This is a genomic window from Litchfieldella rifensis (assembly GCF_042646605.1).
Taxonomy (GTDB): domain Bacteria; phylum Pseudomonadota; class Gammaproteobacteria; order Pseudomonadales; family Halomonadaceae; genus Litchfieldella; species Litchfieldella rifensis.
Genome location: NZ_JBHRUG010000029.1, coordinates 141,066 through 167,067, shown reverse-complemented (window position 1 = coordinate 167,067; position 26,002 = coordinate 141,066). Strand labels below are relative to the sequence as shown.

Genomic DNA, 26,002 nt, shown 5'->3' with positions numbered 1-26,002 from the left:
CAACACGTAAACTCCGCTTTTCTTATCAAGGTCCGCCTTGTCTGGCCATCGCTCGCAGAGCTCTCTTGCTTGCAGACAAAGAGTCTGTAGCCGCGATACAAAAGCCGCACGATTAAACAACATAGGAACAACGCCCGGCCCTGTGAGCCGGGGACATTCAGGAGAACGATATGAGCTTGCACCAGGAACTGATCGACCGCGACCGTCAGGTCACCTTCCATGCCTCCACCCACCTGCGTGATTTCGCGCATGGCGACGCGCCGGGCCGCGTGATCAGCGGGGGCAAGGGCATCAATATCGTCGACAAGGACGGCCGCGAATTCATCGACGGTTTCGCCGGCCTGTACTGCGTCAACATCGGCTATGGCCGCACCGAGGTGGCCGAGGCCATCTATCGGCAGGCGCTCGAGCTCTCCTACTACCATACCTATGTGGGCCACTCCAACGAGCCGCAGATCGCGCTGTCCGAGAAGATTCTCGAACTCGCCGGCCCCGGCATGTCCAAGGTCTACTATGGCATGTCCGGCAGCGATGCCAACGAGACCCAGCTCAAGATCGTGCGTTACTATAACAACGTGCTCGGTCGTCCGCAGAAGAAGAAGGTCATCTCGCGGATGCGCGGTTATCATGGCTCGGGCATCGCCTCCGGTTCGCTGACCGGCCTCAAGGCCTTCCACGATCATTTCGATCTGCCCATCGAAACCATTCGTCACACCAAGGCACCGTACTATTACCATCGCGGCGCCGATCAGGAAGGCATGAGCGAGCGTGAGTTCTCCAAGTACTGCGCCCAGAAGCTCGAGGAGATGATCCTGGCCGAGGGCCCGGAGACCGTGGCTGCCTTCATCGGTGAACCGGTGCTCGGCACCGGGGGGATCGTGCCGCCGCCCGAAGGCTACTGGGCCGAGATCCAGGCGGTGCTGGCCAAGTACGATGTGTTGCTGATCGCCGATGAAGTGGTGTGTGGTTTCGGGCGTATCGGGGCCGAGTTCGGCTCGCACTATTATGGCATCAAGCCGGACCTGATCACCGTTGCCAAAGGCCTGACCAGCGCCTATCAGCCGCTGTCCGGGGTAATCGTCGGCGATCGCGTGTGGAAGGTGCTGGAGCAGGGAACCGGTGAATATGGCCCCATCGGCCATGGCTGGACCTATTCCGGTCATGCCTTGGGCTGTGCCGCCGGCCTTGCCAATCTGGAGATCATCGCGCGCGAGGGGTTGACGCAGAATGCTGCCGAGACCGGCGCCTACCTGCAGCAGCAGATGCAGGCCGCCTTCGGCGATCATCCCATCGTCGGCCAGGTGCGTGGCGTCGGCATGCTGGCGGCGCTGGAGTTCTCTGCCAGCCCGGCGAAACGTGAGCATTTCGACCCCAGCCTCAAGGTCGGGCCGCGCATCGCCATCGCGGCACTCGAGGAGAATCTGATCGTACGCGCCATGCCGCAGGGCGATATCCTCGGCTTTGCACCGCCGCTGGTGATCACCCGCGACGAGGTCGATGAGGTGGTGGCCCGTGCCAAGCGCGCCGTGGATCGCGTGACTGACGAACTGGTCAACTCCGGCGATCTCACAGGCTGATTCACGAGTTGCTATGCTTATCGCCGCGGGGGACAACCCTGCGGCGATGTCGTGTGGTAAGCCAATATCCTTCGCGGCTGAAGCCGCTCCTACCTGGAATTGGGCGCCAAGCTCCTTGTAGGAGCGGCTTCAGCCGCGATTCCCAAGGAGGGTATCGCATGCCCCAATCCGAACACGGCGTGACCCTGGCCTCGATCTATGCGGCGCGCAAGCGCATTGCCGGCCAGGTGACGCGTACCCCGCTGATCCGTTCCGTAGCGCTGTCCGAGCGTTTCTCCGCCGAGGTCTTCCTCAAGCTGGAGACCTGCCAGCCCACCGGTGCCTTCAAGCTGCGCGGCGCGACCAACATGATCGCGACGTTGATTGAGCGCCATGGCCGCGATGCCCTGGCGGCGGGCGTGACCACCGCTTCCACCGGCAATCACGGCCGGGCAGTGGCCTATGCTGCGTCGCGTCTGGGGGTGCCGGCGACGATCTGTCTGTCGACCCTGGTGCCGGCCAACAAGGTCGCCGCCATCGAGGCCCTGGGAGCGACGGTCAAGCGAGTCGGCAATAGCCAGGACCAAGCCTTCGAAGAAGTGGCCCGCCTGGTGGCGGAGGCGAGCATGACGCTGATTCCGCCCTTCGACGATCCGTTGATCGCGGCGGGCCAGGGAACCATCGGCGTGGAACTGCTCGAGGACCAGCCGGATCTCGACCGGGTCTTCGTTGGCCTTTCCGGCGGTGGCCTGCTGGGCGGCATCGGTGCCGCGCTCAAGGGCATTCATTCCCGTATCCAAGTGACCGGTATCAGTTTGTCGAAAGGGGCGGCGATGTGGGAGAGCCTGCAGGCCGGCCATCCTGTCGAGGTGGAAGAAGTCGAGAGCCTGGGTGATTCCCTCGGTGGGGGCATCGGGCTAGACAACCGTTGCACCTTCGCCTTGGTGCGCGAGGTGATGGACGACCACTTCCAGGTCTCGGAAGCGGCTATCGCCCAGGCCATGGTCGCGATGCTTGCCGACGAGAAGCTGCTGGTCGAAGGGGCTGCCGCGGTTGGCCTGGCGGCTCTGGAAGAACATGCCATCGATATTCGTGGTCAGAAGGTGGCACTGATCGTCTCGGGCAATGGGGTGTCCCTGGAGACGTTTGACCAGGCACGCGCGATTGCCCAACGTTGAGATACCTGTCTTCAATAGCGAAGGAATCACTATGCAGCTCTATCAACGCGATGCCATCGAAGCGGCGGTGAAGCTCGACCATGATGCCCTCTCCATCGTGGAGGAGGCCTTTGCCGCCCTGGGTCGTGGCGGGGTGGTGCAGCCACCGATCCTGTCCATGGCCATGGAGGAGTTCAACAGTGAGGTCGACGTCAAGACCGCGCACATTCACGGTTGGGAACGCTTTGCCATCAAGGTCAGCACGGGGTCCTTCGATAACCCCCAGCGTGGCCTGCCGAGTCTCAATGGCTTGATGATGGCGTTTTCGGCCCAGACCGGCCTGGTTGACGCGGTACTCTTCGACGAGGGGTACCTGACGGCGGTGCGCACGGCGTTAGCTGGCGCCATTGCCGCCAAGCACCTGTCCCGTAACGACAGCCGCCGCGTCGCCGTGCTCGGTGCCGGCGAGCAGGCCGAACTGCAGGTCGCGGCACTACGCCTGGTGCGTGATATCGACAGCGTCGATGTCTGGGCACGTCGTCGCGAGGCCGCCGACAATTATGTGGCGCGCCTGGCTGGCCAGGGGCTGCAGGTCACGGCACACGATAGCGTACATGCGGCCTGTGAGAATGCCGATATCATCGTCACCACCACACCGTCGCGGGAGCCGATTCTCAATGCGGCCGACCTGCCGGAAGGCGTGCATGTCACCGCGATGGGCTCCGACAGCCCGGACAAGCGGGAACTGGACGATTCGGTGATGACGCGCGCCGATGCCTTTGTCTGTGATACGCGCGCCCAGAGCGAGAACAACGGCGAGCTAAAGGCCTTTGCCGGCCAAGAGCCGCCGTTCAAGGTGTACGAACTGGGCAAAGTGATTGCCGAAGGGCAAAGTTTGCGCGTATCGGATGCCACCATTACCGTCTGCGACCTGACGGGTACCGGTGTACAGGATACGGCGATTGCCAATTTCGCCCTGTCGCGGCTAGCGGGCGACTAAGGAGGGAGACGGCTGGCGGGCGACGATGCCTCGCGTCAGGCATTGTCTCCGCATTCGTACTGCGCAAGGTCGTGTAGCGAGACAACGGAAGGAGGGCGGTGATATGGCAATGGTGCTGGCATTCGATGTCTACGGCACGTTGATCGATACCCATGGGGTGCGCACCGAGCTCGAGGAGGCACTGGGCGACGAGGCGCTGAACTTTTCTCAGCGCTGGCGCGACAAACAGCTGGAGTACAGTTTTCGCCGTGGGCTGATGGGGGCCTATGAGGATTTCGGGCGATGCACCCGCGAAGCGTTGGAATATACCGACCGTGCCTTCGGGGGACGGTTGTCGGAGACCCGGAAGGAGCACCTGATGGCGACTTACGCGCGCCTACCGGCCTTTCCCGACGTCGCCGAGGCGCTGGATGCCCTGCATCGCAGCGGGGTGACCTGCGTGGCCTTTTCCAATGGCACGCGGGCAGCGGTGAAGGGGCTGCTCGAGCAAGCCAGCATTCTTGGATACTTCGACGATATCGTCAGCGTCGATGAGGTCAAGCGCTTCAAGCCCGATCCGGCGGTCTATGCTCATTTGCGGGTGCGCCTGGAGAGTGCCGCCGCCGAGACCTGGTTGATCTCCAGCAATTCCTTCGACGTGATCGGCGCCAAGCACGCCGGCCTGCGTGCCGCCTGGATACGTCGTCATGCCGAGTCGCCTTACGATCCTTGGGGCGGGGACCCCGATTTCACCGTCAGCGACCTGGTGAGTCTTGCCGAGCGCTTGATAGGCACCAATGGATGATGTGCCGTCCACCGTCATCGGCCGACTCCTCTTCAGATGTTCGGGGGCCGTTCAGGTGGGGCAGTTCGGGGGTTCCGGTGTCGTCGCAAACCCCAGATGGGTGAACCAGGCGGTGGCATCGACGCCGGCGTTGTCGCCATCGCTCATCAGGGCCACACCGTCGAGGGTGGCCGGCCGAGAGTCGAACAGGGTCTCGAAGTCGTTCCGGACGTCTCTGACTTCGGCCACCCAACGGCTAACGTTCTCCTCGCCGCCCTGCAGCGCTAGCAGGTGAGCGCGCGAGGTGAAGGCATTCGGCCAGTCGGTGCCGGCTTCCTGGGTGGACGACCAGACATAATTGACCGATTGCACCTGCCAGGGCAGCAGACCGGTCTTGTGAACCACATAGACCCGGGCCGGATAGTCGTCACCCGCCTTGGTGGTCTCATCGAGCCCCGGGTGGATATTGGAGACTCGCCAGCACCAATGCAGGTAGGGCGTTTCTTCGAGATCGATCTTGCGCTCCAGGTACTTGGCCGAAGCCTGTCCTTGGGCGCGGGCCTGGAGCACGGTCATGCCGTCATCATCCACCAAACGGTAGTCGGTCTCGCCCTCGAAGGAACGCATCGGCCAGCGTGCTATTTCCTGGGCGGAAAAGCGTACTTCTCCCGCAGGCAGTGACTGGCTTGCCGCCAAGGATAATCCCGCCATGATCATGCTGCCGGCGATTTTCGATTTCATGTCTCTCTCTGGTCAGGTCGTATGGCGTTCCGGTGCCGGGCCCTGCTCGAAACAGCGGTCGTCGCGGGCCATCCGGCAGAGCGTGCTGCCTCTTGAGTCGTGGCGTGGCGGCAATCCTTACCGTCTGCTTCTCTTCTCGCCACTGCTGTGGGCTCGCTTTGCTCGACAGTGTGTAAGGAATCGAATTCTCGAGTGACCAATCGCCTGGACTTTCTGGTAAGGGAATCGCTTCGATGGCACTCGATAACTCCTTGTTGTTCTGGGGCTTCCTGCTGGTCTACGGCGGCCTCATGTACTGGCTGTCGCCGCGCAGTCGCAGTGCAGCGTCGTTCTATCGTGGCGCGGATGCCCGCGGCAACCCGGTCGGGCAGTGGTCGCTGACCGCCAGCGTGTTCATCAGCTGGATCTTCGCCAAGTCGGTAACCAATGCCGCCAACCTCGGCGAGGCCTACGGGGTGGTGGGTGGCCTGGCGTATGCCACTTACTGGCTGTCGATTCCGGCGGCCGGCTATATCATCTACCTGATTCGCACCCAGACGGGGGCGGACAGTCTGCAACACTTTCTGACCTCGCGTTTCGGACGCCTGGCGGCGTTGAGCTTCGCCGTGGCGATCCTGATTCGCCTGTACAACGAGGTATGGAGCAACACCGCCGTAGTGGGGGGCTATTTCGGTGTGCCGGGAGAGCCTGGTTACTATGTGGCCGCCTTGCTGTTCACCGCCTTCACCTTGGCCTACAGCCTCAAGGGTGGGCTGCGCAGCTCGATCTTCACCGACCTGATCCAGGCCGTGGTGTTCGTATTCTTCGTCGGGGCAGTACTGTTTCTGATCCTTCCGCAATCGGGGCCGGAAACGCTGCTCAGCACCGGGCGTTTCGAACTCGGCAGTGGTCTGGACCTGTTACTGGTCGCCGGGTTGCAACTCTTCAGTTACCCCTTCCATGACCCGGTGCTTACCGACCGCGGTTTCGTCAATAACGAAAAGATCATGCTCAAGAGCTTCGTCGTTGCCGGGTTGCTGGGTTTCGTGGCGGTGTTCGCCTTCAGCCTGCTGGGGGTGCATGCCCAATTGCAGGGAATCGAAGGCTTGGGCAACACGCCTGCCGCCGTCGGCAAGGCCATGGGCCTGGCCGCGTTGTGCATTATGAGCATCATCATGATGACCTCGGCGGGGTCGACGCTGGATTCGACGTTCAATTCCTTCGCCAAGTCATTGGCGATCGATCTCCCTCGCCTGGCCGGTCGATTTCAGGAGTTGCCCAGTGTTCGCGTCGGAGCCGTGGTGATGGTGGTCTTCGCCATTCTCGGCAATCTGCCGATGTTCGCCGGCACCGACATTCTCAAGGCCACCACCATCAGCGGCACCATGGTCATGGGACTGGCGCCGGTGTTCCTGTTCTACCGCTTTACCCGCTGGTCGCCGTGGAGCTTTCATCTCAGCTTCTGGACCGGCGTGGTACTGGGGCTCCTGCTAGCCGCGGGAGCCATTCCCGATGCCTGGCGGATCGGCGACGGCGCCTACGGACTGCTGCTGGGCGTCAATGCCTGGGGGCTGCTACTGTGCACCGCTGGGTTCTTCCTGCCGCTGGTGCTGAGACGTCTGGCGCGTTCTCCCCAGCTAGGGGAGGCCCGTTGAGCAGCGATCACCAAGGCAGGTCACAAAACCCGCACGGAAGGTGGGGGGGCGAGAGCCTGGACGACAGATCAGGCTCATTCGGTGCTCGGAATTTGGCCGCTGGGGAGTTTTATCAGGCACTCCTTGCGGAAAGTGCTGCCGCTTCACGCCGCCAGTGCCTCAGCGTGGAGGGATGGACGCCAAAGTCCTCGGGTAGACCGATGCCAAGGCTTTCCGCCAACAGGCCGATGATCGCCATATGGTGAATGGTGTGACTGGTCAGGAAGGCCAGTTCGCGTCCCAGACTGGACTCAAGATCCAGAGTGGATCCGCCAGCAGGATATACCAGCTGGATGGCGTCATGGACAGGCTCTCGCTGCTTTAGCGTTTGCAGCCTGCTCTCGATCCAGGCCAGGCGCTGGGCGGCCCGCGACGGTGATTGTTCGAGAGAGGTATCGCGCTGGCGATGCTCGTAGTCGATCGTTGCGGTGGCGGGCAAGGTGCCTTCACCCAGTAAGGCATCGTAATGATCGATGATGTGACGAATATGTTTGCCCAGGGTGTGCCGCCCGTGGTCGCCGAGTGCTTGCCGGTAGGGTTCCGGCGATAGTTCAGCCACGAAGTACCTCAGCTGCGACAGCGTTTGGAGGTTCTCCTCGATGAGCGCCTCCATTTCCGATAACGGCATGTGGATAATGGATGACATGGTGCGTTTCCCATTGGTTCTCGGAGTCTGTCCGTTAGGAGGAGGGAAGCCAGAGCCGTTCTTTCGCACTCCTTCAGGCTCCAGCTTCCCACTCAGGCACTTGGCAAGGGATCAGCCTTCGGACTCGGCTTCGCCTTCACCTTCACCTTCGCCTTCACCTTCACCTTCGCCTTCGCCTTCTTCCTCGGGTTCGGCTTCGCCTTCGGCGGCCAGTAGCAGGGTCTCTTCCTGGGCAGTGGCAAACCCTGCATCGGTTGCGGCATCGCTTGCCACGGCCTGGAAGGCCACCCCGCTGGCTACCAGCGCCAGCGCCGGTGCCGTATAGGCAAGGCGGCTAAGACGACCCAGTAGGCGGCGACGTTTATCGTCTTGCTGTGACATGATATCTACCTCCGTGATGGCCATTTAGCGACATAACGAGTATGTCGTCTTGCTATGAAGTCAGCCTATTCAGCCGGCTTCACCTTCTGCCCTGGCCGTGGAAACCAGCAATGCTGAGGATGACTGGCGCCACGAGCGCGTAGTGGGGAAGGGGGGTCATGATGTTGCGGCGGCCCCGGTTGGTGCATGCTGGGGCGCCAGGAACGCTTGCAATGACTCGGCCAGCACCCGAGTCGTATCGACCTCGTCACTCACCTCGACCGTGTGCCGCTCGCAACGGGAGAGCCAGTCGGTCAGCGCCGTCACGGTGTCCGTATCCAGTGGCTTGCCGCCGGCGGTAAAACAGGACGGCAGCAGGGCACCCAGGATGTCCAGGGTCGATACCTGTCCTTGAGCGGCGTCAGGCGTAGCCATGCCGTGGTGCACCCAGATCAGGGTCCGCACCTGGGCTGTCTCGGGCAGCGGTATGCCCGCTATGCTGCTGCTCGGATTCTTGCCCCCGGTCTGTAACCCGAGGGGCAGCCCGAGCGGCTCGGCAAGTGCGAAAGTGCTGGCATCCAGGCGCAGTCCTCGCGTCAGTGTGAGGTCTGAGGATGACGCGAGGTGTTGCGCCATGGCGTCAGCGTCTTCACTGGCTGCAAACAGGCATATCGCTGCGGAGCCGTCCCGAATGGTCAGCAGGCCCGTATCGATGACCAACTGATGAGTCGAGGCGGCCTGTCGGGCCAAGTAGGCGATCACCGCTGGGCCAAGCTTGGCCAGCGTCAATCGCGAGGCCACTACCTCGCCCTCGGTAGCCAGGAGGTAACCCGGCGAATCGCGCAGGATATCCAGGCGCGGCAGGCCCGTGGCGTGGTCATCGTCGGGCAGCGGCGAAAGTTGCGCGGAGAGCAGGGTAGACAGACGAACCAAGGCGGGGGCGCTGTCGGTATACAGTGCCCACTGCCTACCTCCGCATACCAGCCGCATGGGCTGGCATGGCGCGCCTGGCGGACTCATGTCGGCTTCGTCAACGGCATGGGACGACGGGCGGCGTGCCTCGTCGTGCTCAACGCCCCGCTGCCTGATCAGCCCGATATGACACCACTCCGAGAGACAGTCCCAGACCTGCTGACGCAGTTGATGTCGAGTCGGCGCCGGTCGTTCCGCGGTCTCGTCGGCGGCCGAAAGGGCCAGTTGCTCGGCAATGGCGTCGGGGTCCAGCCCATCCGTTGCCAGCAGCCAGATCAGCGAGGCCGTGTCATTCAGACGGTAGAAATGACCGGTATGAGTGGCATAGAGGGCGAGCTGGTCATCATCGCCGAACACTTCGGCCGCTTGCCAGCGTTGCAGGGACGGACGCCGGACCGGGCGTTTTGCCAACCCGTCGGCCAGTTGGATATCGGTCAGCCGCGGCAGCGAGAAGAATGGCAGATAACGTGCTGTGTCATCGTTCGGGAAGAGGCGCAGGAAGTCGCCGGCGCGTGCCAGTTCTGCCTGCGCCTCGCTGGCGAGTCGCTCTGCGGCGCCGCTATCTGGTGTGCCGGGGGCCGTGTCCGAGGCATTGGCCGTTATGGCATCGAGCCCCACCAGCGAGACCATGTCCTTCACCAGCCCAGCCTTGACCGCTTCCTCCACGATGCCACCGCTCTCGGGCCCGGCACAAACCCCCATCGACGGGCTGAGGTTGCACTCGAGAATCCAAGGCTTGAGGGTGTCGTCCACCAAGCAGTCGAGGCCCAGCAACTCGTAGCAGCCCCGCGGATCGGCGCCGGATTCGGCGGTACGCTGGCGCATGGCGTCCACGGCGGAGATCACGGTTAGGGTGATCAGGTCGTGAACCTGTGCGAACAGCCGTTCATCGTCATGCCCCTGGTCTCGGAGCCACTGGCGATAGCGATCGAAATCTATGAACTCGACGGGAACCTCCGCCGTGATGTTCAAGGCGTTGATGTCCGGGTTGGTCAACTGGCTATAGAGATTGTCCGGATCGTTGACGTCATAGGGTTCGGAGGCGAGCTTGGCAAAGCCCTGACGATAGACATAGACGCGCAAAGGTTCGATGGACGCGACCAAGACATAGAGGCGCAGGACATACTTGTGCCCGCGGATGGTGTGCGGATTGGCAAGATACTCCTGGACCATCCAGCGGGGTTCCAACAGCGCATCGGCCACATCGCGCAGCACCCGGATGCCTTTGCCTTTGGAGGCATTCTTGGGCTTGAGAATCCAGCGTTTTTCGGGGTGCTCCAGGGCGGCCTGCTGAAGGGCATGATAGTCCTTCGGCATGGAGTAGACCCGAGGGAAGAATTCCAGGCGCGCTACGGCCTCGTGCGTCGGCCCGAACGTCTCGATGACTCGAGTCCGCATGGCGGCCAAACCATCGTGCAGGCGGCTTTTCACCGTGAGGGCACTATTCCCGGGAAAATGATTGAGCTTGCGCTGCGGCGATACTTGCTTGAACTGAGCGGGGTCGGGCATGCCGGTGCACCACGCGGCATCCCAGTGATCGGCGTCGCCCAGCTCCCAGCCCAGCGGATCTAGCGCTTCCCGAAAGAACCGATCCTGCGAAGCGGCGCGTTTACCGCCCAACCAGTAGCGACGCGAAACGATCTTCTGGTCCGTCATTCCCGAAACCTCCTGACCAAGCGACTATTGTTTAGTGAAATTTTGGTCGCGATGAGGCGAGGGTCCTTACAACCCATTAGCCGATTTTTCTCGGGTGCCTGCCGGCTCCTGTCGCGGGCCCATCGGCGCTGTAAGGAAACCGGCCGCCTGCTTGACCCAATGTCTGGATTATTTTTTGGAGAGAACCGGATGACACTCGATCACTCCGTAGTTGCTAGGGGACGACACTGTCCGTTGGCGTATCGCTACGACCCGACCGACGTCAGTGCAGCGCCGGAATCTTCGGTGGCCGATGTGCTCTATGTGATCGGCGGCCTCTATGGCAACCCGGTGGCGTTGGAGACTATCGAGGCGATGGCCGAGGTGGAGCGTAGTGAAGGTCGTCGTGTCGAATTGATCTTCAACGGCGATTTTCACTGGTTCGATACCGATCCGGCGATCTTCTGGGCGCTCAATGACCGCGTGATGCGCCACACGGCGCTACTGGGCAATGTGGAATTCGAGTTGGTCGATACACACCCCGGGGCGGGGTGTGGCTGTGTCTATCCGGATCATGTGGACGACGGCGTGGTGGAGCGTTCGAACCGTATCATGGCGCGGTTACAGGGAGTCGCGGCCGAGTGTCATGAGCAAGTTGCCGAGTTGAGAAAGCTGCCGCGCTATCGCTGTCTCGAACTGGCCGGGCAGCGCGTGGCGATCGTGCATGGTGATCCCGAGTCGCTGGCTGGCTGGGGGCTGGCCTTGGAAGCGCTACGCGATCATGCCCATCACGCCACGCTGCAACACTGGTTCGAGCGGATGGGGGTAAGTGTGATTGCCGGTACTCACACCTGTTTGCCCACTCTGTGGCATGAGGGAGAGAGGGCGATCATCAACAATGGCAGCGCCGGAATGGGCAATCTGCGTGACGACTCGCGTGGGCTGATCAGCCGGATTGCGGTCGACAGCTCGCATCCCGACGCCCTGGTGAGGAGTCGAGCCGGAGCATTGACGGTCGAACTGCTGCCGGTGGCATTCGATATCGAGGCCTGGCAGGCGCTGTTTTCACGTTGGTGGCCTGACGGCAGTGACGCGGCACTGTCCTACGGCAAGCGGATCCGTGGCGGGACTCGACTCGATATCGAGCAGGCCCATCTCGATCTCGACACTTCTCGATGAAAAGGCCTGGAGAGCCCGGAGGATCACCTTGGTCTTGCGCGTCCTTCGTAGAGAAAAGTCATCGGCTTGGGTCCTTTCATGTAGCCGGTCTCGATCTGCGCCATATCGAAACCGTTGCCTTCGATCATCGTGTGGATCGGCCGGTTCAAGTGGCATCCCCCGGCAATACGCTTCCAGGCCGGCGTCAGCCGATCCTGCCACCTTTGGACACTCGCCTCAGGCGCCCGTCCATGTTCCACGAACAGCAGTTGTCCTCCCGGCCTGAGCACACGGCGCATCTCGTGGAGCGCCAGTTCGGCATCGGGTATCGAACACAGCGTCCAAGTGAGGATCACGGTATCGATGCTGGCATCATCCAGTGGGATTGATTCGGCGGAACCTTCTATAAAGGACAAGGGGAGCGATGATCCTGCTGCCTCCCGCCGCGCCATTGCAACCAATCGCGGCACCGGCTCAAGCCCGATCACCTCACGTACCTGGGGCGAGAAGTACGGCAGGTTGAGGCAAGAACCGATCCCGACCTCGAGCACACGCCCCTCCGCACCACCAATGACGCGCTCGCGGTATGGCAGCAGCTGGCGATTGCGCATCATGAGGTTCTGCAAGTGCGGCAGTACCCGATCCTGATAGAAACCCATAGCGTCGCTCTCCTATATCGACTTCCAATTCATGGGGGTTACCCTCTGACCGCCAGGGAAAGCGACATCACCGATATCAAGGCCAGGAAGACTCCCCCGCTGAATAGCCCTAGCATCCAGCCCAGGCGCCGGGTATTTTCCGCAGCATCTCTCGGCTCATTGCCAACCGCCCCACCACCCGCAGAGGTGGGAGTCATCCTTTTCTTTCCTATTCGGTCCTTCTTGTAACCCCAGCGTCTGAGAATCACCAGAAACGGCACCAGAGACATCATGCTGCCAAGGATCCAGACTATGAGCCCTCCCAGCAGCTCATCCATTTCGCCATCCACCCACAATCGTCCGAGCTCATCGTAGACTGGATACAATACGCTTGACTTCATCGTCAGATAGGCACCCAGGGCAATGTTGGCGGTGGTGGCAATCCACAGCATGGCCAGTCGAGTTCCATAGTGCGTGGCCGAGGGGCGGGTATCGAAGATGCACCACCAGAACAACAGCCCGGACCCCAACATGGTGACATGCATCAGGTAATGCACCATGTCATTGCGCAAGGCCAGCTCGAAATAAGGGGGGTATTGCCAGACATAAGCCAGTCCTGCGAATAGCAAGGTTACAGTCACTGGGTGAGACAGTGTGCTCAGTCCAGTCAATCGCCCCACCCGAGCCAAGAATCGCCGAGCATGTGTATTCAAGCCGGCTACGAAGGTGGTCTGAGGGGAGGGGAGAAACAGCAGCATGGGCCCCAGGGCGCGTAATAACAGATGCTGCACCTGGTGCATGGAAAAGCTTCGCTCTCCAAGCGGGTCGATGGGCGACTGGAGGGCGAGAAAAAGCATGAAGAGCCCCAGAAATACCAGTGAAGCTTCCCGATGACTCGTAGGTCGTCCCCGTTGTTGGCGTTGCCATACACCGCGCAGATAGACGAAGCACACCAGCACCAAAGGCAGTATGAAATCCAGACCGAAGGACCAGGCAAGCCAGACATTGGCCGTCAACGCGCCATCGCCATGCGCCGCCGCCGGTGTCGCAAGCAGCACCAAGGGCAGGCACACCCAGTATCGCTCTCGGGAATTGGCCATGGCACTCATTCCTGGTTTGGAAACATCGGCCGAGCGCATCGCTACTCACTCTGCGTCGGAAACGGGGCTCCCTCGCTTTCTTCCGCCTGATGACGGCGTTGCTCCGGCGTCCATAACGTCTTGAGGTAATTCACCACATCGCGGATCTCGGCCGGGGCCAGGATATCCTTGAAGGTCGGCATGGTCAGCCGCTCGGTCTTGTTCCAAGGGTCGCGCCACCCTTCAGCGACGATCCGGTAGAGCATGGCATCGGAGTGCTTCCAGGTATGGCCCTCCGGCCCATGAGGGGGAGCGGGCAATTCGCCCTGGGCATTCTGGCGCTCCCAGTTCGGCATGCCCTTACCCTGAGGCCCATGGCAGCTGGCACAATATTGCTGGTATATCTTTTCCCCGTCTTCCATTGGAGAAGCACCCCCCGAAGGGGTATCACCTTCCGCCATGGTCTTCCCGGCGGCACTTAACAGAAGCCACACCGTAATGAGGGTCCAGCGGTCACGCATCGGGGGTTGTCCAGCTCTGCCCCTGGTCTTCGCTGCGCATGAGCTCCCCCTCGCGATCCAGCGCGTAGAGCGTTCCCGCCGGCGCAAGAGCGAGAGCGACTTTCTCCGTGCCGTCGTCATTCACCCGTTGCCATTCCTGGCTGCCATTGTCGCTGCGCCACAGGCCCTGCTCCGTGGTTACGTAGACGTGTTCAGGAGCGTCGAGATCGTAGGCCACATCATAGACCCTGCCGGCATCGAGCTCCCCGGTCGGCCGCCAGCCGCAGAAGCAGTCCATCGACAGGCGCACCGCATCGTCGGACACCGCGTAGAGCCAACCGGTCTGCATGCTGCCCTCCATATCGGAGTGGACGAGCCGGCGAATGGGCTGAGTCGGGCCGCTATCCATCTTCTTCCAGGTCGCGCCGGCATCCTCGCTTTGATAAAGGCCGTCCTCGGCGACCACGGCATAAAGCGTTTCTGGCTGATGACGGTGCACGGTGAAAGCGATAACGTCCTGGCTAGGTAGCCACTCATCGATCGTGTGCCAGCTTTCCCCATGATCGGTACTGCGCTGCACCCCGATGGAGGGGCCCGCGATGTAGAGCGCCTTTTCGGCGGTTGCCGATGCCGTTACCAACCGTCCCGCCTTCACCTCTTCAGGCAAGGGAATCGCTCTCCAGGTCGCGCCGCCATCCGTGCTCTGGAAAAGCTGGTGGGAATCCACCTTGAGCAGCCGTTCGCCCGTCTGGTCATATCTCAGCGATGGCAATGCCTCCTCGGTAGCTCCGGCCACACCGGCGATGCCCAGGCTGGCCATGACCCAGCCCGCCAATGACAGAGCCTGCAAGAAGCGACTTGCGATCTTTTTCATATCAAGAATTCCTTGAATAACGGCTAGCCAATGCTGCCTAGCGCAGGGAAGGTGCGTAATAACCAGTAAGACAGTTCGGTCAGTCTTCCAGTGATCATCAAGACGCCCATCAGGATCATGATCAGCCCGGCCGCCATATGCATGACTCGCCCCCAGCGGCGCAGGAATTTCTGGTGTTGCAAGAAACGATCGAGCGAAACGGCACTCAGCAGGAATGGCACACCCAGGCCCAGCGAATAAATGCCGAGTAACGCCACGCCGCTCGAGGCATTGGCCGTCGAGGCGCTAACGGTCAGAATGGCGCCCAGGATAGGGCCGATGCAGGGGGTCCAGCCGAACGCGAATGCCACGCCTAGCAGATAGGCCGCACCGCGCCCACCACCCTCTTCCTTGAGCTTGCCGATCAACCGCCATTCCCGCTGTAACCACTGCAGCGGGATGAGCCCGGTCATGAAGGCACCGAACAGGATGACGATGAGACCGCCGACAAGATTCGCTTCCTGGCGATACACCAGCAGCAGGCGGCCGATAGCCGTGGCGCTGGCGCCAAGCATCAGGAATACCGTGGAGAACCCGAGCACGAACCATATCGATTGGGTCAACACCCGGAGCCGTTCACGCCGGTCCGCTTCCTGTATCTGCCCCAGCGAGCGCCCGGCCACGAAGGAGAGATAGCCAGGCACGAGCGGCAAGACACAGGGCGAAACGAACGAAATCAGGCCAGCCAGAAAGGCAGTGGCCAGACCGATATTGGCAATTTCCAACATCACCCCTTACCCCGCGGCTAGGCTTGGAGCTTCGACACGGGCTGTTTGGCTGATTGGTTGTGATCCGTTGTTTGGCGATTGGCGGTTGGAGAGGCTTGCGGCTTCTATTGTTTGACTAAGAAACTCGATCATCTCGGGGGTATTCCATTCGGCTTCCCCGACCAGGCGTCCGATCTCCTTGCCCTGGCGGTCGAGCAGAAGCGTCGATGGAATCCCCACCGCACCCAGGTCCGCGCTGGCCATGCCGCTTTTATCGACATATCGAGCAAGATGCTCGATACCCACCTCTTGATAAAACTCGTTGACGACATCAATGCCCTGGCGATCGATCGATAAGGCGACCACCTCGAAGTCATCGCTCCCCAGCTCAGCCTGGAGGGCATCCAGGGTGGGCATTTCCTTGCGGCAAGGGCCGCACCATGTCGCCCAGATGTTGAGGAGGATCAGCTTCCCTTCGAAGTCGGCCAATGTCAGTGGGGTGCCATCGCCATCCTCGAAGCTGATTTCAGCCACGTCGCGTGGGCTTTCCCAGAGAAGAAATCCATTCGGCCCCACACGTTCGGGAGGTTCGGCGGCGGCCGAAGAGGTCATCGCTCCCCAAAACGCTGCCGCTAGCCAGCTGGTTCCGATCAGTTTTCTCATTAGCAAAGCTCACCTTCAGTGGGTGGCGTAAACCTCGGGGGTATCGGTCGGCTGGAAAGCCAAGGTGTAGACCTCGAGAGGGCCTTGTTTCTCGCCCGACATCCCCGGTGAGCCAAGCGGCATCCCGGGCACGCTCAAGCCTTTGATGAAGGGCTTTTCTTCGAGTACCTGGGTCAGGCTTTCCACGGGCACATGGCCTTCGAAGACATAGTCGTCAATGAGCGTGGTGTGGCAGCCATGCAGCTTCTCGGGGACATTGTGCTCGGCTTTCATCTGGGCAAGATCGTTGGTATCGATCGTCTCCACGTCGAATCCGTTTTGTTCCAGATACTTGGCGTATTCGGCACAGCAGCCGCAGTTAGGGTTCTTGTAGAGGGTCGCCGACGTCTCGGCGGCCAATCCCGTCAGCGGGAAGGCCAGTAGCGCAGCAATGGTGAGTGTCTTTAGGTGCTTCATATGCTAAGTCTCCAGGGAATCCATGAGAACGATCGATAATTCGATTGGCTTCACTCTCGTGGTATTAGTTAAAGATGTTGGTAACCGTATGGCGAATACGATCCCACACACCGGTGGATAATGTCTCGGATCCTTCTGCCAACACCTTTACATAGGAAACCAGGTGCTCTGGCTCGAATTCGAGGCCATGAAAACGGGCCTGCATACGCCCCGACTGGTCGATGACATGAGTCACGACGCCATGGGCCTGGACGCCTTCAGCCACATCGTCGAACTTGAGGCCATAGGCTTCCGCGACCTGGCGTGTGGTTTCGGCAGACTCGTTTTCGCTCCGATAAAGAAAGCGCCAATTGGCGGGATCGAAGTCGAAATTCCTGCCGTAGGCCCGCATGTTGTTGCGCGTACCGACGATATCCTCGCTATCGGTGGCGATAGTAATGAACTCGACCTCGTCACGCAGGCCGGTGTCGTTGACTTGACTCTGCACCTCGGCAATCAGGTTCATATGCACCGGGCAGGCTTCCTGACAGCGCGTGTAGATGAAATTGAGCACCACGACGTTACCTTCCAGGTCGGTAGACGACACGGTATTACCGTCGGCATCGGTCAGAGAAAAAGCCGGCGCTGGTTGGTCGACAAACTGGGCGTAGCGTTCCCGTTCTTGTAACTCTGCCTCGGCATCTTCAAGGGAATGCGCGAAGGCAGGGGAGCTGATCATCAGCGATAGGACAAGTAGCGGCGTATAGAGTTCTTTCTTCACGTACCGTCCTCCACTCACCTCGCCATAACCGTAAAGCGGCTGCTCCTGTGGGAGCAGCCCCGCCAATGCCACCTCAGGCGTTACTGTCGGTCGCATGGCCTTGTTGCATGTTTTCCATCATGGCGTTGCAATTTTCCATCATGGAATTCATTTCGCTCATCATCCCCATCATCCCGTGCATGCCACCGCCTTGTATCATCTGGCCATGCATGCCCTTGCCCTCCATCGGCTCCTGCTGCGCCTCATCCTGCGCAAGGAGCGGGCCGGCCCCAAAGCCGCTGACAACGATGATGGCGGCAGTCAAGATCGCGTTACGACGTTTCCACATGACACTCTCCTTTCTTCCTATGAATCGCTCTGCCAAGCAGGTAGGCACCAAGAGGCTATCCTGTCTGTGCCCGGCAGGAATGTCGCTTGCTGAAAAAAGGTATCCTTAAAGCCCACTTCAAGGTCAAGCGTCTTTTTGATGGGACCGGCTCGGCAGACCAGTGTTTTAGACTACACTCGCACACGGCCATCAGAGCGCCGGCGTTCCGTATGCGCTATCCGTAGCATCATGAGGCGGGACTGATGGCGAAGGCCCCTGGCGGCGAGCCGTAAAACGCTTCGAGCTCGATCTGTTCGGGCGGATAGCAAAGTCCCCGATCGGAACAGCCCTGAAAGGTCACCGTGATGGCCAACGGCTTGGTATCGGCCTTGGCCGCTTCGATAGGAGCACTGAATACTACCTGGTCATAGAACACGTGGATCTCCCCCAGGGACGCATGCACCATGGGTTCGCCGGGCGGTAAGGCCAGCTCACCGAAACTCACGCCTGGGTCGCGGCTGTCAAGCGCGAACTGGTGCCGGTGGAGGTAATAGTCTTCGGCATTGATGAAGCCGACATATACTCGCTCATCGTCTCGCCAGGCGCTGGCCCGGAAGGCATCGTTAACTGGCAGGAAATTGCCATGAATCCCGTTGCCGAGGAATCCTCGTTTTGCGCCGGTGATCGAGAAGCTCTCACCGGCGTTAGCCGACACGGTAACGAGAGGGAGGGCTAGCATCAGTAGCATGGCGACTTTCATGAGATACCTTCCTCTTTCGTATTTTCTACTGCCTGACTGCGCGGCCAGGCGAGCGCTGCAACACCTGCCACCAATATCGGACGTGTGATGGTGTCAATTCGAGCTACTCTTTCGTTTTCGATGCCATGCCAAAACGAGTCGTGCCAGGATCGGCAACAACGTGATCCCGCTGACAAGAAGCAACACGGCCGTCAGCCCCCTGGAGTCGGCAGTGATGAGGACTTCGCCGAGCGTGGCAATCAAGTAGGCTGTCGGAATCACGCCAGCCAGTGTGGCGATCAAGAAGCGCCAGAAGGCCAGCGGTGTCAGGCCCGCTGCGTAGCTGACCGCATCGAACGAAATAAATGGCACCAGTCGACTTGCAAAAACGACGAGCATCAACCCTGTCTGTGAGCGCTCCTTTCCCAGCCAGTCCAATATCGGACGTATCCGCGACCAGCGTTGCATCGCCTCGTAGCCGAGCAGGCGAGCAATGCAGAAGGCGAGAAGAGCGCCGGCCTCGGCACCGATGACCACATACACGGTTCCCCAAACAGGACCGTAGGACGCCCCGGCCGCCATGGCAATCGGTCCGCTGGGTATTGGGCTCATGACAATGGCCGCTATCATCATGGCGATAATGGCCAGCGGCCCCCAGAGGCCCAGATGATCGACCCACTCACGCAAGGCCTGCCTATTGGTGAGTGTCGATAAGGCGCCGGTCTCCCTCAAAACCCAATAGAGAGCCGCCAAGCCAATCAGTAGGGTGGCTCCCAATACGAGTCTATGCTTTACACCAAGCTTGCTTGCCATTTCCGTCTCATGTGGTGTGCCGCATCCTTTCGTTAAGCCAATGAGGGTTTAGTCGCTAGTCAACACGTTTCCTTTACTCCTCGTGCCTCCTGTTGAAAAACAGATATTTGACGAGCGCAGCAATGCCAAGTACCAGCGCAACAATCAGCAGGATGGAAATCAGCCCCATACCCGCCATCCCCCATGTGCATGCTTCGCTTCCCATCATCTTGGTCTCCTGGTTGCTTTCGCTGCTTAAGCTTGAGGGGCTTGACCCACCACGGGTTCACCGCTTGTTATTGGCGAAGCGTCGTCGATATCCGGCGTGAAGCGGCGTAGCCGCAACGAGTTGGTCAGCACGAAGACGCATAACGGCCTTCCCATGTTCCCTTGCCCGCCCGACAAGACCGGCGAGTTGCGGGTCATCAAATATTACGTGTCAGTGGTCACGCTCCCGATCACTATCCTTCTCTCCGGCGATGGCCTCGACGATTGGGCAGCCTTCCTGCATCGGCCCCTCTCCCTTGCACTCGGCAAGGGATCTCGACAACACGGCCTCGATCCTCGAGAGATGCTTGAGTTGTTCGCGGATCTTGTGCAGTTTCTCTTCAGCAATGCGCTTGGCCTGCGCTTGGTCGCCGTTGGCATCCTGGAGGATCAGCAGTTCGCGAATCTCATCGAGTGTGAAGCCCCACCGCTTGGCGTGAACGATGAACTGTAGCCTGGCCACAGCATCCATGGGATAGCGCCGATAGTTGGCTTCCGTCCGTTGGGGAGCAGGCATGAGCCTCTCTTTCTCGTAATACCGTATCGATTGGCTGGCGACCCCGCTGAGTTCGGAGAGCTCGCCAATACTGAGTGTCTGCATTGATTCACCTATGCTGCATTCCTCATCGACAGGATTTGGCAGTCGACAAAACCGTTCCACCCGATTGTCACGGGATTTTCTAATGTCTCTGGCGAGGATGTCTGCCAACCTTCCGGGAACGATAACCTTAAAGTCAACTTTAAGGTCAAGCACCTTCAACAATACAAAAAACCTTTTTTGTTATATGGATATTCAGCAATCCCTTGTTGACCTTGAAGCAGACAAAGGCTGTAGAATTTATTCATCGTTGAGCTCGATGCGAAACAGGCAGCCTTACAGCGGCAGGCTGGTTCGTTCATCGTGTGTGGACAGCCTCAGGAAGCGTAACTCCTTGGAATCTCTCTCTTCTATCGGTTTGCTTGGTGCTTTCGCCGGCGGCCTGATCTCCTTTTTCTCGCCCTGTACGCTGCCGTTGCTGCCGGCGTATCTGTCGGTAGTCACAGGCGGTAGCGCCGGCAAAGTCGATAGACGCCTCGAGGCAATGATACTCAGTGCCTTCTTCGTCGTTGGCTTCACTAGCGTCTTCATCATGCTGGGCCTCGGTGCCAGCAGTGCCGGCCAGCTGCTGCGGGGTTATCGCCAGGAATTCAACTGGATCGCCGGCTCCGTGGTGATCGTGTTGGGCCTCTTCATGACGGGGGTGTTCCGCTTGCCGTTCCTCCAGCGCACCCTGCAGTTCACACCAAGTGTTCAGGGTGGTTCCCCGCTGTCGGCAACGGTATTCGGTGTGTCCTTCGCCATCGGCTGGACGCCCTGTATCGGCCCTATCCTGGGTACCATCTTGATGGCCACGTCCACTGCCACCAATGCCCAGGCCGGCATGGTCTATCTCAGCACCTATTCGGCGGGGTTGGCCTTACCGTTTCTGGCCAGCACACTATTTCTCAATAGCTTGAGTCGCCATAGTAGACGGCTTGGCAAGTGGAGCGCCTACACCCGCCCGGTCGCCGGCTCGATCGTGATCCTGATGGGCATCGCGATTGCCTCGGGCACCATGACGCGGCTCTCCAGCATCATGGTCGACCTGTTCCCGTCCTTGGCGACGCTGGGATAGCCAACACAGACGCCTGCATCGCCCACTCTTGACCTTGCCACTGTGGTAAGGTTTATCGTAATGATTACATGCATCGCACTGAGATCAACGGGAGCGATCCATGAATATCGGTGATGCGAGCAGACTGAGCGGCGTCACAGCCAAGATGATCCGCTACTACGAAGAAGTCGGGCTGATCCCCGCGCCACTGCGGAAGGCGAACGACTATCGCCACTACCGGTCCCACGACATCCATTTGCTGCGATTCATACGTCGTGCCCGGGACCTCGGGTTCACGCTGGAGCAGACGCGTCAATTGATCACGCTCTGGGAGGATCACGAGCGCTCGAGTGCCGAGGTGAAACGAATCGCCATAGATCATATTGCCGAGCTGAACGACAAGATCCGCCAGCTGGAGGCGATGCGGGAGACCCTCGTCGAACTCGCCGAAAACTGCCATGGCGATCACCGGCCCGAGTGCCCCATCCTGCGAGACCTGGCCGACGAGAAGGTGGTAGCAACCAACCACGCATCATGAGCCTTTGGGAAGCGCTGCACAAATGCCTGCGCGAGCGAATCGCTGCGTTGCGCGGTGCTGGTGCGCCAGCCCGGTCGAAATCCTCACCTATACCCCATAGGCTCTGGTTCCTGTACTCCGTGCGCCTTGCGCTTCATCTCGCTCGTCTATTTGTTCAGCATTTCCCTTGCACAACGGAGGGTTCGTCATGGAAAAAGACCCCGTTTGTGGCATGAGCGTCGACCCCGCCTCGGCGGAGAGCGTCGAACACCGCGGGGAGCGTTACCATTTCTGTGGCAGTCACTGCGCCAAGCGCTTTCGCGAGGATCCGGACGCGGTGCTTGCCGATACCTCGGTGGCGGCGTCGGAGCCCAGTGGCAAAGCCAACTATTTCTGTCCCATGTGTCCTGGCGTGGAGAGCGACGAGCCGGGGGTGTGCCCCAAGTGCGGCATGGCACTGGAGCCTGCCAGGCCGCAACCGTCGTCGAGGGTCCAGTACACCTGCCCGATGCATCCCGAAGTGCGACAGGATGAACCCGGCGACTGCCCCAAATGCGGCATGGCGTTAGAGCCCACCCGCGTTTCCGGAGAGGAGCGCAGCGCTGAGTTCCTCGACATGTTCCGCCGCTTCTGGGTGGGCGGCTTGCTGACGCTGCCGGTGCTGTTCATCGCCATGGGCAGCATGCTGCCCGGTATTGGCCCCTGGCTAGAAGAGGCACTGCCCGCCGGCGGTGGTCACTGGATCGAGCTGATCTTTGCCACGCCCGTGGTGTTGTGGGCTGGATGGCCATTCTTTTCGCGTGGCTGGAAGTCCCTCGTCACCCGCAACCTGAACATGTTCACGCTGATAGCCCTCGGCGTGGGGGCGGCCTATGGCTACAGTGTCGTCGCCACGATCGCTCCGGGTATCTTCCCGGACACCTTCCGTGCCGTTGACGGCACGGTCGGCGTGTACTTCGAGGCGGCGGCGGTGATCGTCGTGCTGATCCTGCTCGGTCAAGTGATCGAGGCCCGCGCCCGCGAGAAGACCGGCAGTGCGCTGCGTGCGATCCTCGATCTCGCCCCACCGACCGCGCGACGCCTCGACGCCGAGGGCAACGACGAGGAGGTTTCGCTCGATGAGCTGCGTACCGGTGACCGTCTGCGGGTTCGCCCCGGTGACAAAGTGCCGGTCGATGGCGAGGTGCTCGAGGGCAGCAGCACGCTGGACGAGTCGATGGTGACCGGGGAGTCCATTCCCGTCGAGAAACGCGAGGGCGACACGGTCATTGGTGGCGCCGTGAATGGCCAGGGCAGCTTCGTCATGCGTGCCGACAAGGTCGGGGAGGACACGGTTCTCTCGCAGATCGCGGAAATGGTGGCCGAAGCGCAGCGCTCTCAGCCGCCCGTGCAGCGGCTTGCCGACGTGGTCGCCGGCTACTTCGTCCCCGCAGTGGTCGCCGTGGCGATACTGGCGCTCGTGGCCTGGGGGATTTGGGGGCCGCAGCCAGCGATGGCCCACGCGGTGATCGCCGCGGTATCGGTGCTGATCATCGCGTGTCCCTGTGCGCTTGGCCTGGCAACGCCAATGTCGATCCAGGTCGGTGTCGGTCGCGGTGCCCGTGGGGGCGTGCTGATCAAGAATGCCGAGGCGTTGGAGCGTTTCGAGAAGGTCGATACCCTGATAGTCGACAAGACCGGCACCCTCACCGAGGGCAAACCGCGGGTCGTATCCCTCGAACCGGCTGCCGACAGCGATGAAACGCAGTTGCTGCACCTTGCCGCTAGCCTGGAACGAGGCAGCGAACATCCATTGGCCGAGGCCATCGTCAGCGCCGCGCAAGAGCGTGATATTGCGCTGAGCGATGCCAGCGATTTCGAGGCGGTGACCGGCATGGGTGTTATTGGCCAGGTCGGAGGGCGTGAGCTCGCGCTTGGCAATGCCCGGCTGCTCGACACACGCGGCGTGGAGGCGGCGGAGTGGCCGCAACGTGCCGAAGCGTTGCAGTCCGAGGGGCAAACCGTGATGTTCCTGGTAGCCGATGGTCGAGTGATGGGGCTGATCGGGGTCGCCGATCCGATCAAGGAAACCACCTCGCAGGCGATCCACTCGCTCAAGGAGGATGGTCTGCGCCTGGTCATGCTCACCGGCGACAATCGCGCCACCGCCGAGGCCGTGGCACGCCAGCTTGGGATCGACGAAATCGAGGCGGACGTGCTCCCGCAAGACAAGGGCCGTATCGTACGCGAGCACCGTGAGGCCGGGCGCGTGGTCGCCATGGCCGGCGATGGGGTCAACGATGCCCCCGCGCTGGCGGAGGCCGACGTCGGGATCGCCATGGGCACGGGGACCGACGTGGCCATCCAGAGCGCGGGCGTGACCTTGGTGCGCGGGGATCTCGCCGGCATTGTCCGATCTCGCCATCTCAGCCGCCGGGTGATGCGCAACATCCGCCAGAACCTGTTTTTCGCCTTCGTGTACAACAGCCTGGGGGTGCCTCTGGCCGCCGGAGTGTTGTTTCCATTCACCGGCTGGCTGCTCAGCCCCATCTACGCCGCCGCCGCGATGAGCCTGAGCTCGGTCTCGGTCATCGCCAACGCACTGCGACTACGCGCCGCCAATCTATGAACCGGGGTCGCCGACTATTGAAGAGGAGGGGGGAGCGTCATGAGCGATGTCGACCTGCAGCGACGCATGGCATTACGCCGAATCGGCAGTGTAGTGGCGTTGTCGACTCTGGCGGGGGGCGGAGTGTGGTTCGGAGGATACCGCCCTGGCTCGCTGGCGGCGGCCGAGCCCACTTCAACGGCCGTGGCGGGGCCCTTCGATGTCGACTTGCGCTTGCTTGCCCATCCCGATGAAGTCTCCATCCTGCCGGGTGCGCCGAGCAAGGTCTGGCGCTACACGGCCGAGCGAATCGCCGGGCCTACAGAGACCCTGACGCCCGTGGGCGAGAGCTATGCGGGCCCGCTGATCCGCTTGCGTCGCGGCCAGCGCTTGCTGGTACGCATCGACAACGAGCTCCCCGAAGATACCACCGTGCACTGGCATGGCCTGCACGTGCCATCGGACGTGGACGGCCAGCCACGCCTACCGATCGCACCGGCAACGAGCATGACGCTCGCCTTCGATGTCGTGGATCGTGCCGGTCTGTACTGGTACCACCCCCATCCCCACGGTCCTGATGGTGGCCGGGTCGGCCTTCAGAGCTACGCCGGCCTTGCCGGTCCGCTGATCATCAACGATGACGCCGAGCGTGCCCTCGGACTTCCTGACGGCGAACGGGAACTGGTGCTCATCCTGCAGGATCGCACCTTTAGCGATGGCAATGAGCTTCAGTACATCGGCGGTGGTGGCATGGGGGCGATGATGACCCGCATGCGGGGCTTTCGGGGAGAGCGGGTGCTGGTGAACGGCCACCCGGACGCGCGACGCGAGGTGTCCACGCGGCCCTACCGATTGCGTCTGCTCAACGGCTCCAACTCGCGCATCTACAAGCTGGCCTGGAGCGATGGTCGGGCGGTGATCGTCATCGGCACCGACGGTGGCTTGCTCGCCGAGCCCGAGCGACGTCGCTCGGTCACGCTGGCGCCGGCCCAACGGATCGATCTGTGGGTCGATTTCGGCGACACCGAGCCTGGCGAGTCCGTACAGTTCGTGAGCGAGGAGTACCAGCTCGGCATGATGGGCGGCGGTGGCATGATGGAGCAGGGAATGATGGGCGACATGATGGATCGTGGCATGATGCGCGACATGATGGGAAGCGAGCGGATTCCGCTGGTCACCTTCGCCGTCGTCGCACGGGCGAACGATTCGGAAACCCTGCCGGAACGTTTGGCTCAGGACCTCCCGACTTCTCCCGTCCAGGCCGATACACCGGTTCGTCGCTTCGAACTGGGCATGCGCATGATGCAGGGGTTCACCATCAACGGCCGACGGATGGAAGGCACCACAGTGGCGGACGACGAGATCGTCCGGCTGGGGCAGACGGAAATCTGGGAATTCGTCAACGATTCCATGATGCCGCACCCCATCCACATCCATGGTCTGCAATTCCAGATCCAGGAGCGCACGGGTAGCAAGACGGACCTGCACGATGGGATCATCGACGCAGGATTGCATGACACGGTGCTGGTGTTCCCCCAGGAACGAGTGCGTATTGCCCTGACCTTCAAAAACTTCGAGGGGCTGTACATGTATCATTGCCACAACATGGAGCATGAAGACGCCGGCATGATGCGCTACTTCAAGGTGGTGGCATAGCGAACCGGCCGTATTGCGATCACGGCACCCGATGAGGCCGTGTGCAAATGGCAGGATCGCACTAGGGGGCGCGCCTGCACTGCATAACTCGGCGATTGAGCGGCGCCGACATTTATTCGGTGTTTC

General features: G+C 61.1%; 27 protein-coding genes. 10 read left to right on the top strand and 17 right to left on the bottom strand.

All coding sequences use genetic code 11. The features are described from left to right. The first annotated feature begins 170 nt into the window (after window positions 1-170). From ACFOEV_RS15320 to ACFOEV_RS15305, 4 genes are all read left to right on the top strand, one after another. Window positions 171-1,577: an aminotransferase gene (locus ACFOEV_RS15320; RefSeq protein WP_386775461.1), complete on the top strand. Its 1,407-nt coding sequence runs from the start codon at window positions 171-173 to the stop codon at window positions 1,575-1,577. Window positions 1,578-1,735: 158 nt separating this feature from the next. Then, the gene (eutB, locus tag ACFOEV_RS15315) at window positions 1,736-2,734 is read left to right on the top strand and encodes a hydroxyectoine utilization dehydratase EutB (RefSeq protein ID WP_386775459.1); all 999 of its coding nucleotides are present in this window, start codon (window positions 1,736-1,738) and stop codon (window positions 2,732-2,734) included. 31 nt (window positions 2,735-2,765) lie between these two features. Next, window positions 2,766-3,713, top strand: coding sequence for a cyclodeaminase (locus tag ACFOEV_RS15310; protein WP_386775457.1), 948 nt, complete (start codon window positions 2,766-2,768; stop codon window positions 3,711-3,713). A gap of 103 nt (window positions 3,714-3,816) precedes the next feature. Continuing rightward, on the top strand, window positions 3,817-4,497 hold the full coding sequence (locus tag ACFOEV_RS15305) for a haloacid dehalogenase type II (RefSeq protein ID WP_386775455.1): 681 nt from the start codon (window positions 3,817-3,819) through the stop codon (window positions 4,495-4,497). Between the two features lie 51 nt (window positions 4,498-4,548). Here the strand turns inward: ACFOEV_RS15305 and ACFOEV_RS15300 are convergent, their stop codons facing one another. Then, the gene (locus tag ACFOEV_RS15300; RefSeq protein ID WP_386775453.1) at window positions 4,549-5,217 is read right to left on the bottom strand and encodes a DUF3047 domain-containing protein; all 669 of its coding nucleotides are present in this window, start codon (window positions 5,215-5,217) and stop codon (window positions 4,549-4,551) included. Between the two features lie 233 nt (window positions 5,218-5,450). On the opposite strand from ACFOEV_RS15300, the gene ACFOEV_RS15295 reads away from it, so the two are divergent. Continuing rightward, the gene (locus ACFOEV_RS15295; RefSeq protein ID WP_386775451.1) at window positions 5,451-6,851 is read left to right on the top strand and encodes a sodium:solute symporter family transporter; all 1,401 of its coding nucleotides are present in this window, start codon (window positions 5,451-5,453) and stop codon (window positions 6,849-6,851) included. A gap of 112 nt (window positions 6,852-6,963) precedes the next feature. Here ACFOEV_RS15295 and ACFOEV_RS15290 read toward each other — a convergent pair whose 3' ends face one another. From ACFOEV_RS15290 to ACFOEV_RS15280, 3 genes are all read right to left on the bottom strand, one after another. Then, window positions 6,964-7,536 (bottom strand): DinB family protein, encoded by a 573-nt coding sequence (locus ACFOEV_RS15290; protein ID WP_386775449.1) that lies wholly within the window; start codon window positions 7,534-7,536, stop codon window positions 6,964-6,966. Between the two features lie 111 nt (window positions 7,537-7,647). After that, window positions 7,648-7,917 carry a hypothetical protein gene (locus ACFOEV_RS15285; RefSeq protein ID WP_386775447.1) on the bottom strand — a complete coding sequence of 90 codons (270 nt, stop codon included), beginning with the start codon at window positions 7,915-7,917 and terminating at the stop codon, window positions 7,648-7,650. Between the two features lie 156 nt (window positions 7,918-8,073). After that, window positions 8,074-10,524: a PqqD family peptide modification chaperone gene (locus ACFOEV_RS15280; RefSeq protein WP_386775445.1), complete on the bottom strand. Its 2,451-nt coding sequence runs from the start codon at window positions 10,522-10,524 to the stop codon at window positions 8,074-8,076. Between the two features lie 189 nt (window positions 10,525-10,713). On the opposite strand from ACFOEV_RS15280, the gene ACFOEV_RS15275 reads away from it, so the two are divergent. After that, window positions 10,714-11,682 (top strand): metallophosphoesterase family protein, encoded by a 969-nt coding sequence (locus ACFOEV_RS15275; RefSeq protein WP_386775443.1) that lies wholly within the window; start codon window positions 10,714-10,716, stop codon window positions 11,680-11,682. A gap of 23 nt (window positions 11,683-11,705) precedes the next feature. On the opposite strand, the gene ACFOEV_RS15270 is transcribed toward ACFOEV_RS15275, so the two are convergent. The 13 genes from ACFOEV_RS15270 to ACFOEV_RS15210 all read right to left on the bottom strand — a co-directional run bounded on the left by ACFOEV_RS15270 (window position 11,706) and on the right by ACFOEV_RS15210 (window position 20,083). Then, window positions 11,706-12,320: a class I SAM-dependent methyltransferase gene (locus ACFOEV_RS15270; protein WP_386775441.1), complete on the bottom strand. Its 615-nt coding sequence runs from the start codon at window positions 12,318-12,320 to the stop codon at window positions 11,706-11,708. A 38-nt stretch (window positions 12,321-12,358) separates the two neighbouring features. Continuing rightward, a complete protein-coding gene (locus ACFOEV_RS15265; protein ID WP_386775439.1) occupies window positions 12,359-13,399 on the bottom strand; it encodes a cytochrome c oxidase assembly protein in 1,041 nt (346 codons plus the stop codon). A gap of 41 nt (window positions 13,400-13,440) precedes the next feature. Continuing rightward, complete coding sequence (locus ACFOEV_RS15260; protein ID WP_386775437.1) at window positions 13,441-13,800, bottom strand: c-type cytochrome; 360 nt, start codon at window positions 13,798-13,800, stop codon at window positions 13,441-13,443. Window positions 13,801-13,891: 91 nt separating this feature from the next. Next, complete coding sequence (locus ACFOEV_RS15255) at window positions 13,892-14,752, bottom strand: VPS10 domain-containing protein (RefSeq protein WP_386775435.1); 861 nt, start codon at window positions 14,750-14,752, stop codon at window positions 13,892-13,894. Between the two features lie 23 nt (window positions 14,753-14,775). Continuing rightward, window positions 14,776-15,519, bottom strand: coding sequence for a cytochrome c biogenesis CcdA family protein (locus tag ACFOEV_RS15250; RefSeq protein WP_386775433.1), 744 nt, complete (start codon window positions 15,517-15,519; stop codon window positions 14,776-14,778). Window positions 15,520-15,525: 6 nt separating this feature from the next. Then, on the bottom strand, window positions 15,526-16,161 hold the full coding sequence (locus ACFOEV_RS15245) for a TlpA family protein disulfide reductase (RefSeq protein ID WP_386775431.1): 636 nt from the start codon (window positions 16,159-16,161) through the stop codon (window positions 15,526-15,528). A 15-nt stretch (window positions 16,162-16,176) separates the two neighbouring features. Next, window positions 16,177-16,617, bottom strand: coding sequence for a DUF411 domain-containing protein (locus ACFOEV_RS15240; RefSeq protein ID WP_386775429.1), 441 nt, complete (start codon window positions 16,615-16,617; stop codon window positions 16,177-16,179). A gap of 64 nt (window positions 16,618-16,681) precedes the next feature. Next, the gene (locus ACFOEV_RS15235) at window positions 16,682-17,377 is read right to left on the bottom strand and encodes an SCO family protein (protein ID WP_386775427.1); all 696 of its coding nucleotides are present in this window, start codon (window positions 17,375-17,377) and stop codon (window positions 16,682-16,684) included. 73 nt (window positions 17,378-17,450) lie between these two features. Further along, entirely contained in the window at window positions 17,451-17,705 is a 255-nt protein-coding gene (locus ACFOEV_RS15230) for a hypothetical protein (RefSeq protein ID WP_386775425.1), read from the bottom strand. Window positions 17,706-17,931: 226 nt separating this feature from the next. Further along, a complete protein-coding gene (locus ACFOEV_RS15225) occupies window positions 17,932-18,444 on the bottom strand; it encodes a protein-disulfide reductase DsbD domain-containing protein (RefSeq protein ID WP_386775423.1) in 513 nt (170 codons plus the stop codon). 93 nt (window positions 18,445-18,537) lie between these two features. Further along, complete coding sequence (locus ACFOEV_RS15220; RefSeq protein ID WP_386775421.1) at window positions 18,538-19,236, bottom strand: TVP38/TMEM64 family protein; 699 nt, start codon at window positions 19,234-19,236, stop codon at window positions 18,538-18,540. Window positions 19,237-19,309: 73 nt separating this feature from the next. Continuing rightward, window positions 19,310-19,444: a hypothetical protein gene (locus tag ACFOEV_RS15215; RefSeq protein WP_386775419.1), complete on the bottom strand. Its 135-nt coding sequence runs from the start codon at window positions 19,442-19,444 to the stop codon at window positions 19,310-19,312. Between the two features lie 210 nt (window positions 19,445-19,654). Further along, window positions 19,655-20,083 carry a MerR family transcriptional regulator gene (locus ACFOEV_RS15210; RefSeq protein WP_386775417.1) on the bottom strand — a complete coding sequence of 143 codons (429 nt, stop codon included), beginning with the start codon at window positions 20,081-20,083 and terminating at the stop codon, window positions 19,655-19,657. A 331-nt stretch (window positions 20,084-20,414) separates the two neighbouring features. Here ACFOEV_RS15210 and ACFOEV_RS15205 point away from each other — a divergent pair, with 331 nt between their 5' ends. From ACFOEV_RS15205 to ACFOEV_RS15190, 4 genes are all read left to right on the top strand, one after another. Beyond that, entirely contained in the window at window positions 20,415-21,137 is a 723-nt protein-coding gene (locus ACFOEV_RS15205) for a cytochrome c biogenesis CcdA family protein (protein WP_386775415.1), read from the top strand. A 100-nt stretch (window positions 21,138-21,237) separates the two neighbouring features. Then, window positions 21,238-21,654, top strand: coding sequence for a Cu(I)-responsive transcriptional regulator (gene cueR, locus ACFOEV_RS15200; RefSeq protein ID WP_386775413.1), 417 nt, complete (start codon window positions 21,238-21,240; stop codon window positions 21,652-21,654). 187 nt (window positions 21,655-21,841) lie between these two features. Next, the gene (locus ACFOEV_RS15195) at window positions 21,842-24,241 is read left to right on the top strand and encodes a heavy metal translocating P-type ATPase (RefSeq protein WP_386775411.1); all 2,400 of its coding nucleotides are present in this window, start codon (window positions 21,842-21,844) and stop codon (window positions 24,239-24,241) included. 39 nt (window positions 24,242-24,280) lie between these two features. After that, window positions 24,281-25,876 carry a multicopper oxidase family protein gene (locus ACFOEV_RS15190; RefSeq protein ID WP_386775409.1) on the top strand — a complete coding sequence of 532 codons (1,596 nt, stop codon included), beginning with the start codon at window positions 24,281-24,283 and terminating at the stop codon, window positions 25,874-25,876. Window positions 25,877-26,002: the final 126 nt, after the last annotated feature.

What these genes read in the sequence shown, in the direction of transcription:
- ACFOEV_RS15275 (WP_386775443.1), top strand. Translation starts at nt 10,714, where the DNA reads ATGACACTCGATCACTCCGTAGTTGCTAGGGGACGACACTGTCCGTTG.
- ACFOEV_RS15270 (WP_386775441.1), bottom strand. Translation starts at nt 12,320, where the DNA reads ATGGGTTTCTATCAGGATCGGGTACTGCCGCACTTGCAGAACCTCATG.
- ACFOEV_RS15255 (WP_386775435.1), bottom strand. Translation starts at nt 14,752, where the DNA reads ATGAAAAAGATCGCAAGTCGCTTCTTGCAGGCTCTGTCATTGGCGGGC.
- ACFOEV_RS15245 (WP_386775431.1), bottom strand. Translation starts at nt 16,161, where the DNA reads ATGAGAAAACTGATCGGAACCAGCTGGCTAGCGGCAGCGTTTTGGGGA.
- ACFOEV_RS15310 (WP_386775457.1), top strand. Translation starts at nt 2,766, where the DNA reads ATGCAGCTCTATCAACGCGATGCCATCGAAGCGGCGGTGAAGCTCGAC.
- ACFOEV_RS15290 (WP_386775449.1), bottom strand. Translation starts at nt 7,536, where the DNA reads ATGTCATCCATTATCCACATGCCGTTATCGGAAATGGAGGCGCTCATC.
- cueR (WP_386775413.1), top strand. Translation starts at nt 21,238, where the DNA reads ATGAATATCGGTGATGCGAGCAGACTGAGCGGCGTCACAGCCAAGATG.
- ACFOEV_RS15230 (WP_386775425.1), bottom strand. Translation starts at nt 17,705, where the DNA reads ATGTGGAAACGTCGTAACGCGATCTTGACTGCCGCCATCATCGTTGTC.
- ACFOEV_RS15295 (WP_386775451.1), top strand. Translation starts at nt 5,451, where the DNA reads ATGGCACTCGATAACTCCTTGTTGTTCTGGGGCTTCCTGCTGGTCTAC.
- ACFOEV_RS15220 (WP_386775421.1), bottom strand. Translation starts at nt 19,236, where the DNA reads ATGGCAAGCAAGCTTGGTGTAAAGCATAGACTCGTATTGGGAGCCACC.
- ACFOEV_RS15210 (WP_386775417.1), bottom strand. Translation starts at nt 20,083, where the DNA reads ATGCAGACACTCAGTATTGGCGAGCTCTCCGAACTCAGCGGGGTCGCC.
- ACFOEV_RS15280 (WP_386775445.1), bottom strand. Translation starts at nt 10,524, where the DNA reads ATGACGGACCAGAAGATCGTTTCGCGTCGCTACTGGTTGGGCGGTAAA.
- ACFOEV_RS15305 (WP_386775455.1), top strand. Translation starts at nt 3,817, where the DNA reads ATGGCAATGGTGCTGGCATTCGATGTCTACGGCACGTTGATCGATACC.
- ACFOEV_RS15320 (WP_386775461.1), top strand. Translation starts at nt 171, where the DNA reads ATGAGCTTGCACCAGGAACTGATCGACCGCGACCGTCAGGTCACCTTC.
- ACFOEV_RS15215 (WP_386775419.1), bottom strand. Translation starts at nt 19,444, where the DNA reads ATGATGGGAAGCGAAGCATGCACATGGGGGATGGCGGGTATGGGGCTG.
- ACFOEV_RS15265 (WP_386775439.1), bottom strand. Translation starts at nt 13,399, where the DNA reads ATGGCCAATTCCCGAGAGCGATACTGGGTGTGCCTGCCCTTGGTGCTG.
- ACFOEV_RS15195 (WP_386775411.1), top strand. Translation starts at nt 21,842, where the DNA reads ATGGAAAAAGACCCCGTTTGTGGCATGAGCGTCGACCCCGCCTCGGCG.
- ACFOEV_RS15240 (WP_386775429.1), bottom strand. Translation starts at nt 16,617, where the DNA reads ATGAAGCACCTAAAGACACTCACCATTGCTGCGCTACTGGCCTTCCCG.
- ACFOEV_RS15260 (WP_386775437.1), bottom strand. Translation starts at nt 13,800, where the DNA reads ATGGAAGACGGGGAAAAGATATACCAGCAATATTGTGCCAGCTGCCAT.
- ACFOEV_RS15300 (WP_386775453.1), bottom strand. Translation starts at nt 5,217, where the DNA reads ATGAAATCGAAAATCGCCGGCAGCATGATCATGGCGGGATTATCCTTG.
- eutB (WP_386775459.1), top strand. Translation starts at nt 1,736, where the DNA reads ATGCCCCAATCCGAACACGGCGTGACCCTGGCCTCGATCTATGCGGCG.
- ACFOEV_RS15285 (WP_386775447.1), bottom strand. Translation starts at nt 7,917, where the DNA reads ATGTCACAGCAAGACGATAAACGTCGCCGCCTACTGGGTCGTCTTAGC.
- ACFOEV_RS15225 (WP_386775423.1), bottom strand. Translation starts at nt 18,444, where the DNA reads ATGAAAGTCGCCATGCTACTGATGCTAGCCCTCCCTCTCGTTACCGTG.
- ACFOEV_RS15250 (WP_386775433.1), bottom strand. Translation starts at nt 15,519, where the DNA reads ATGTTGGAAATTGCCAATATCGGTCTGGCCACTGCCTTTCTGGCTGGC.
- ACFOEV_RS15190 (WP_386775409.1), top strand. Translation starts at nt 24,281, where the DNA reads ATGAGCGATGTCGACCTGCAGCGACGCATGGCATTACGCCGAATCGGC.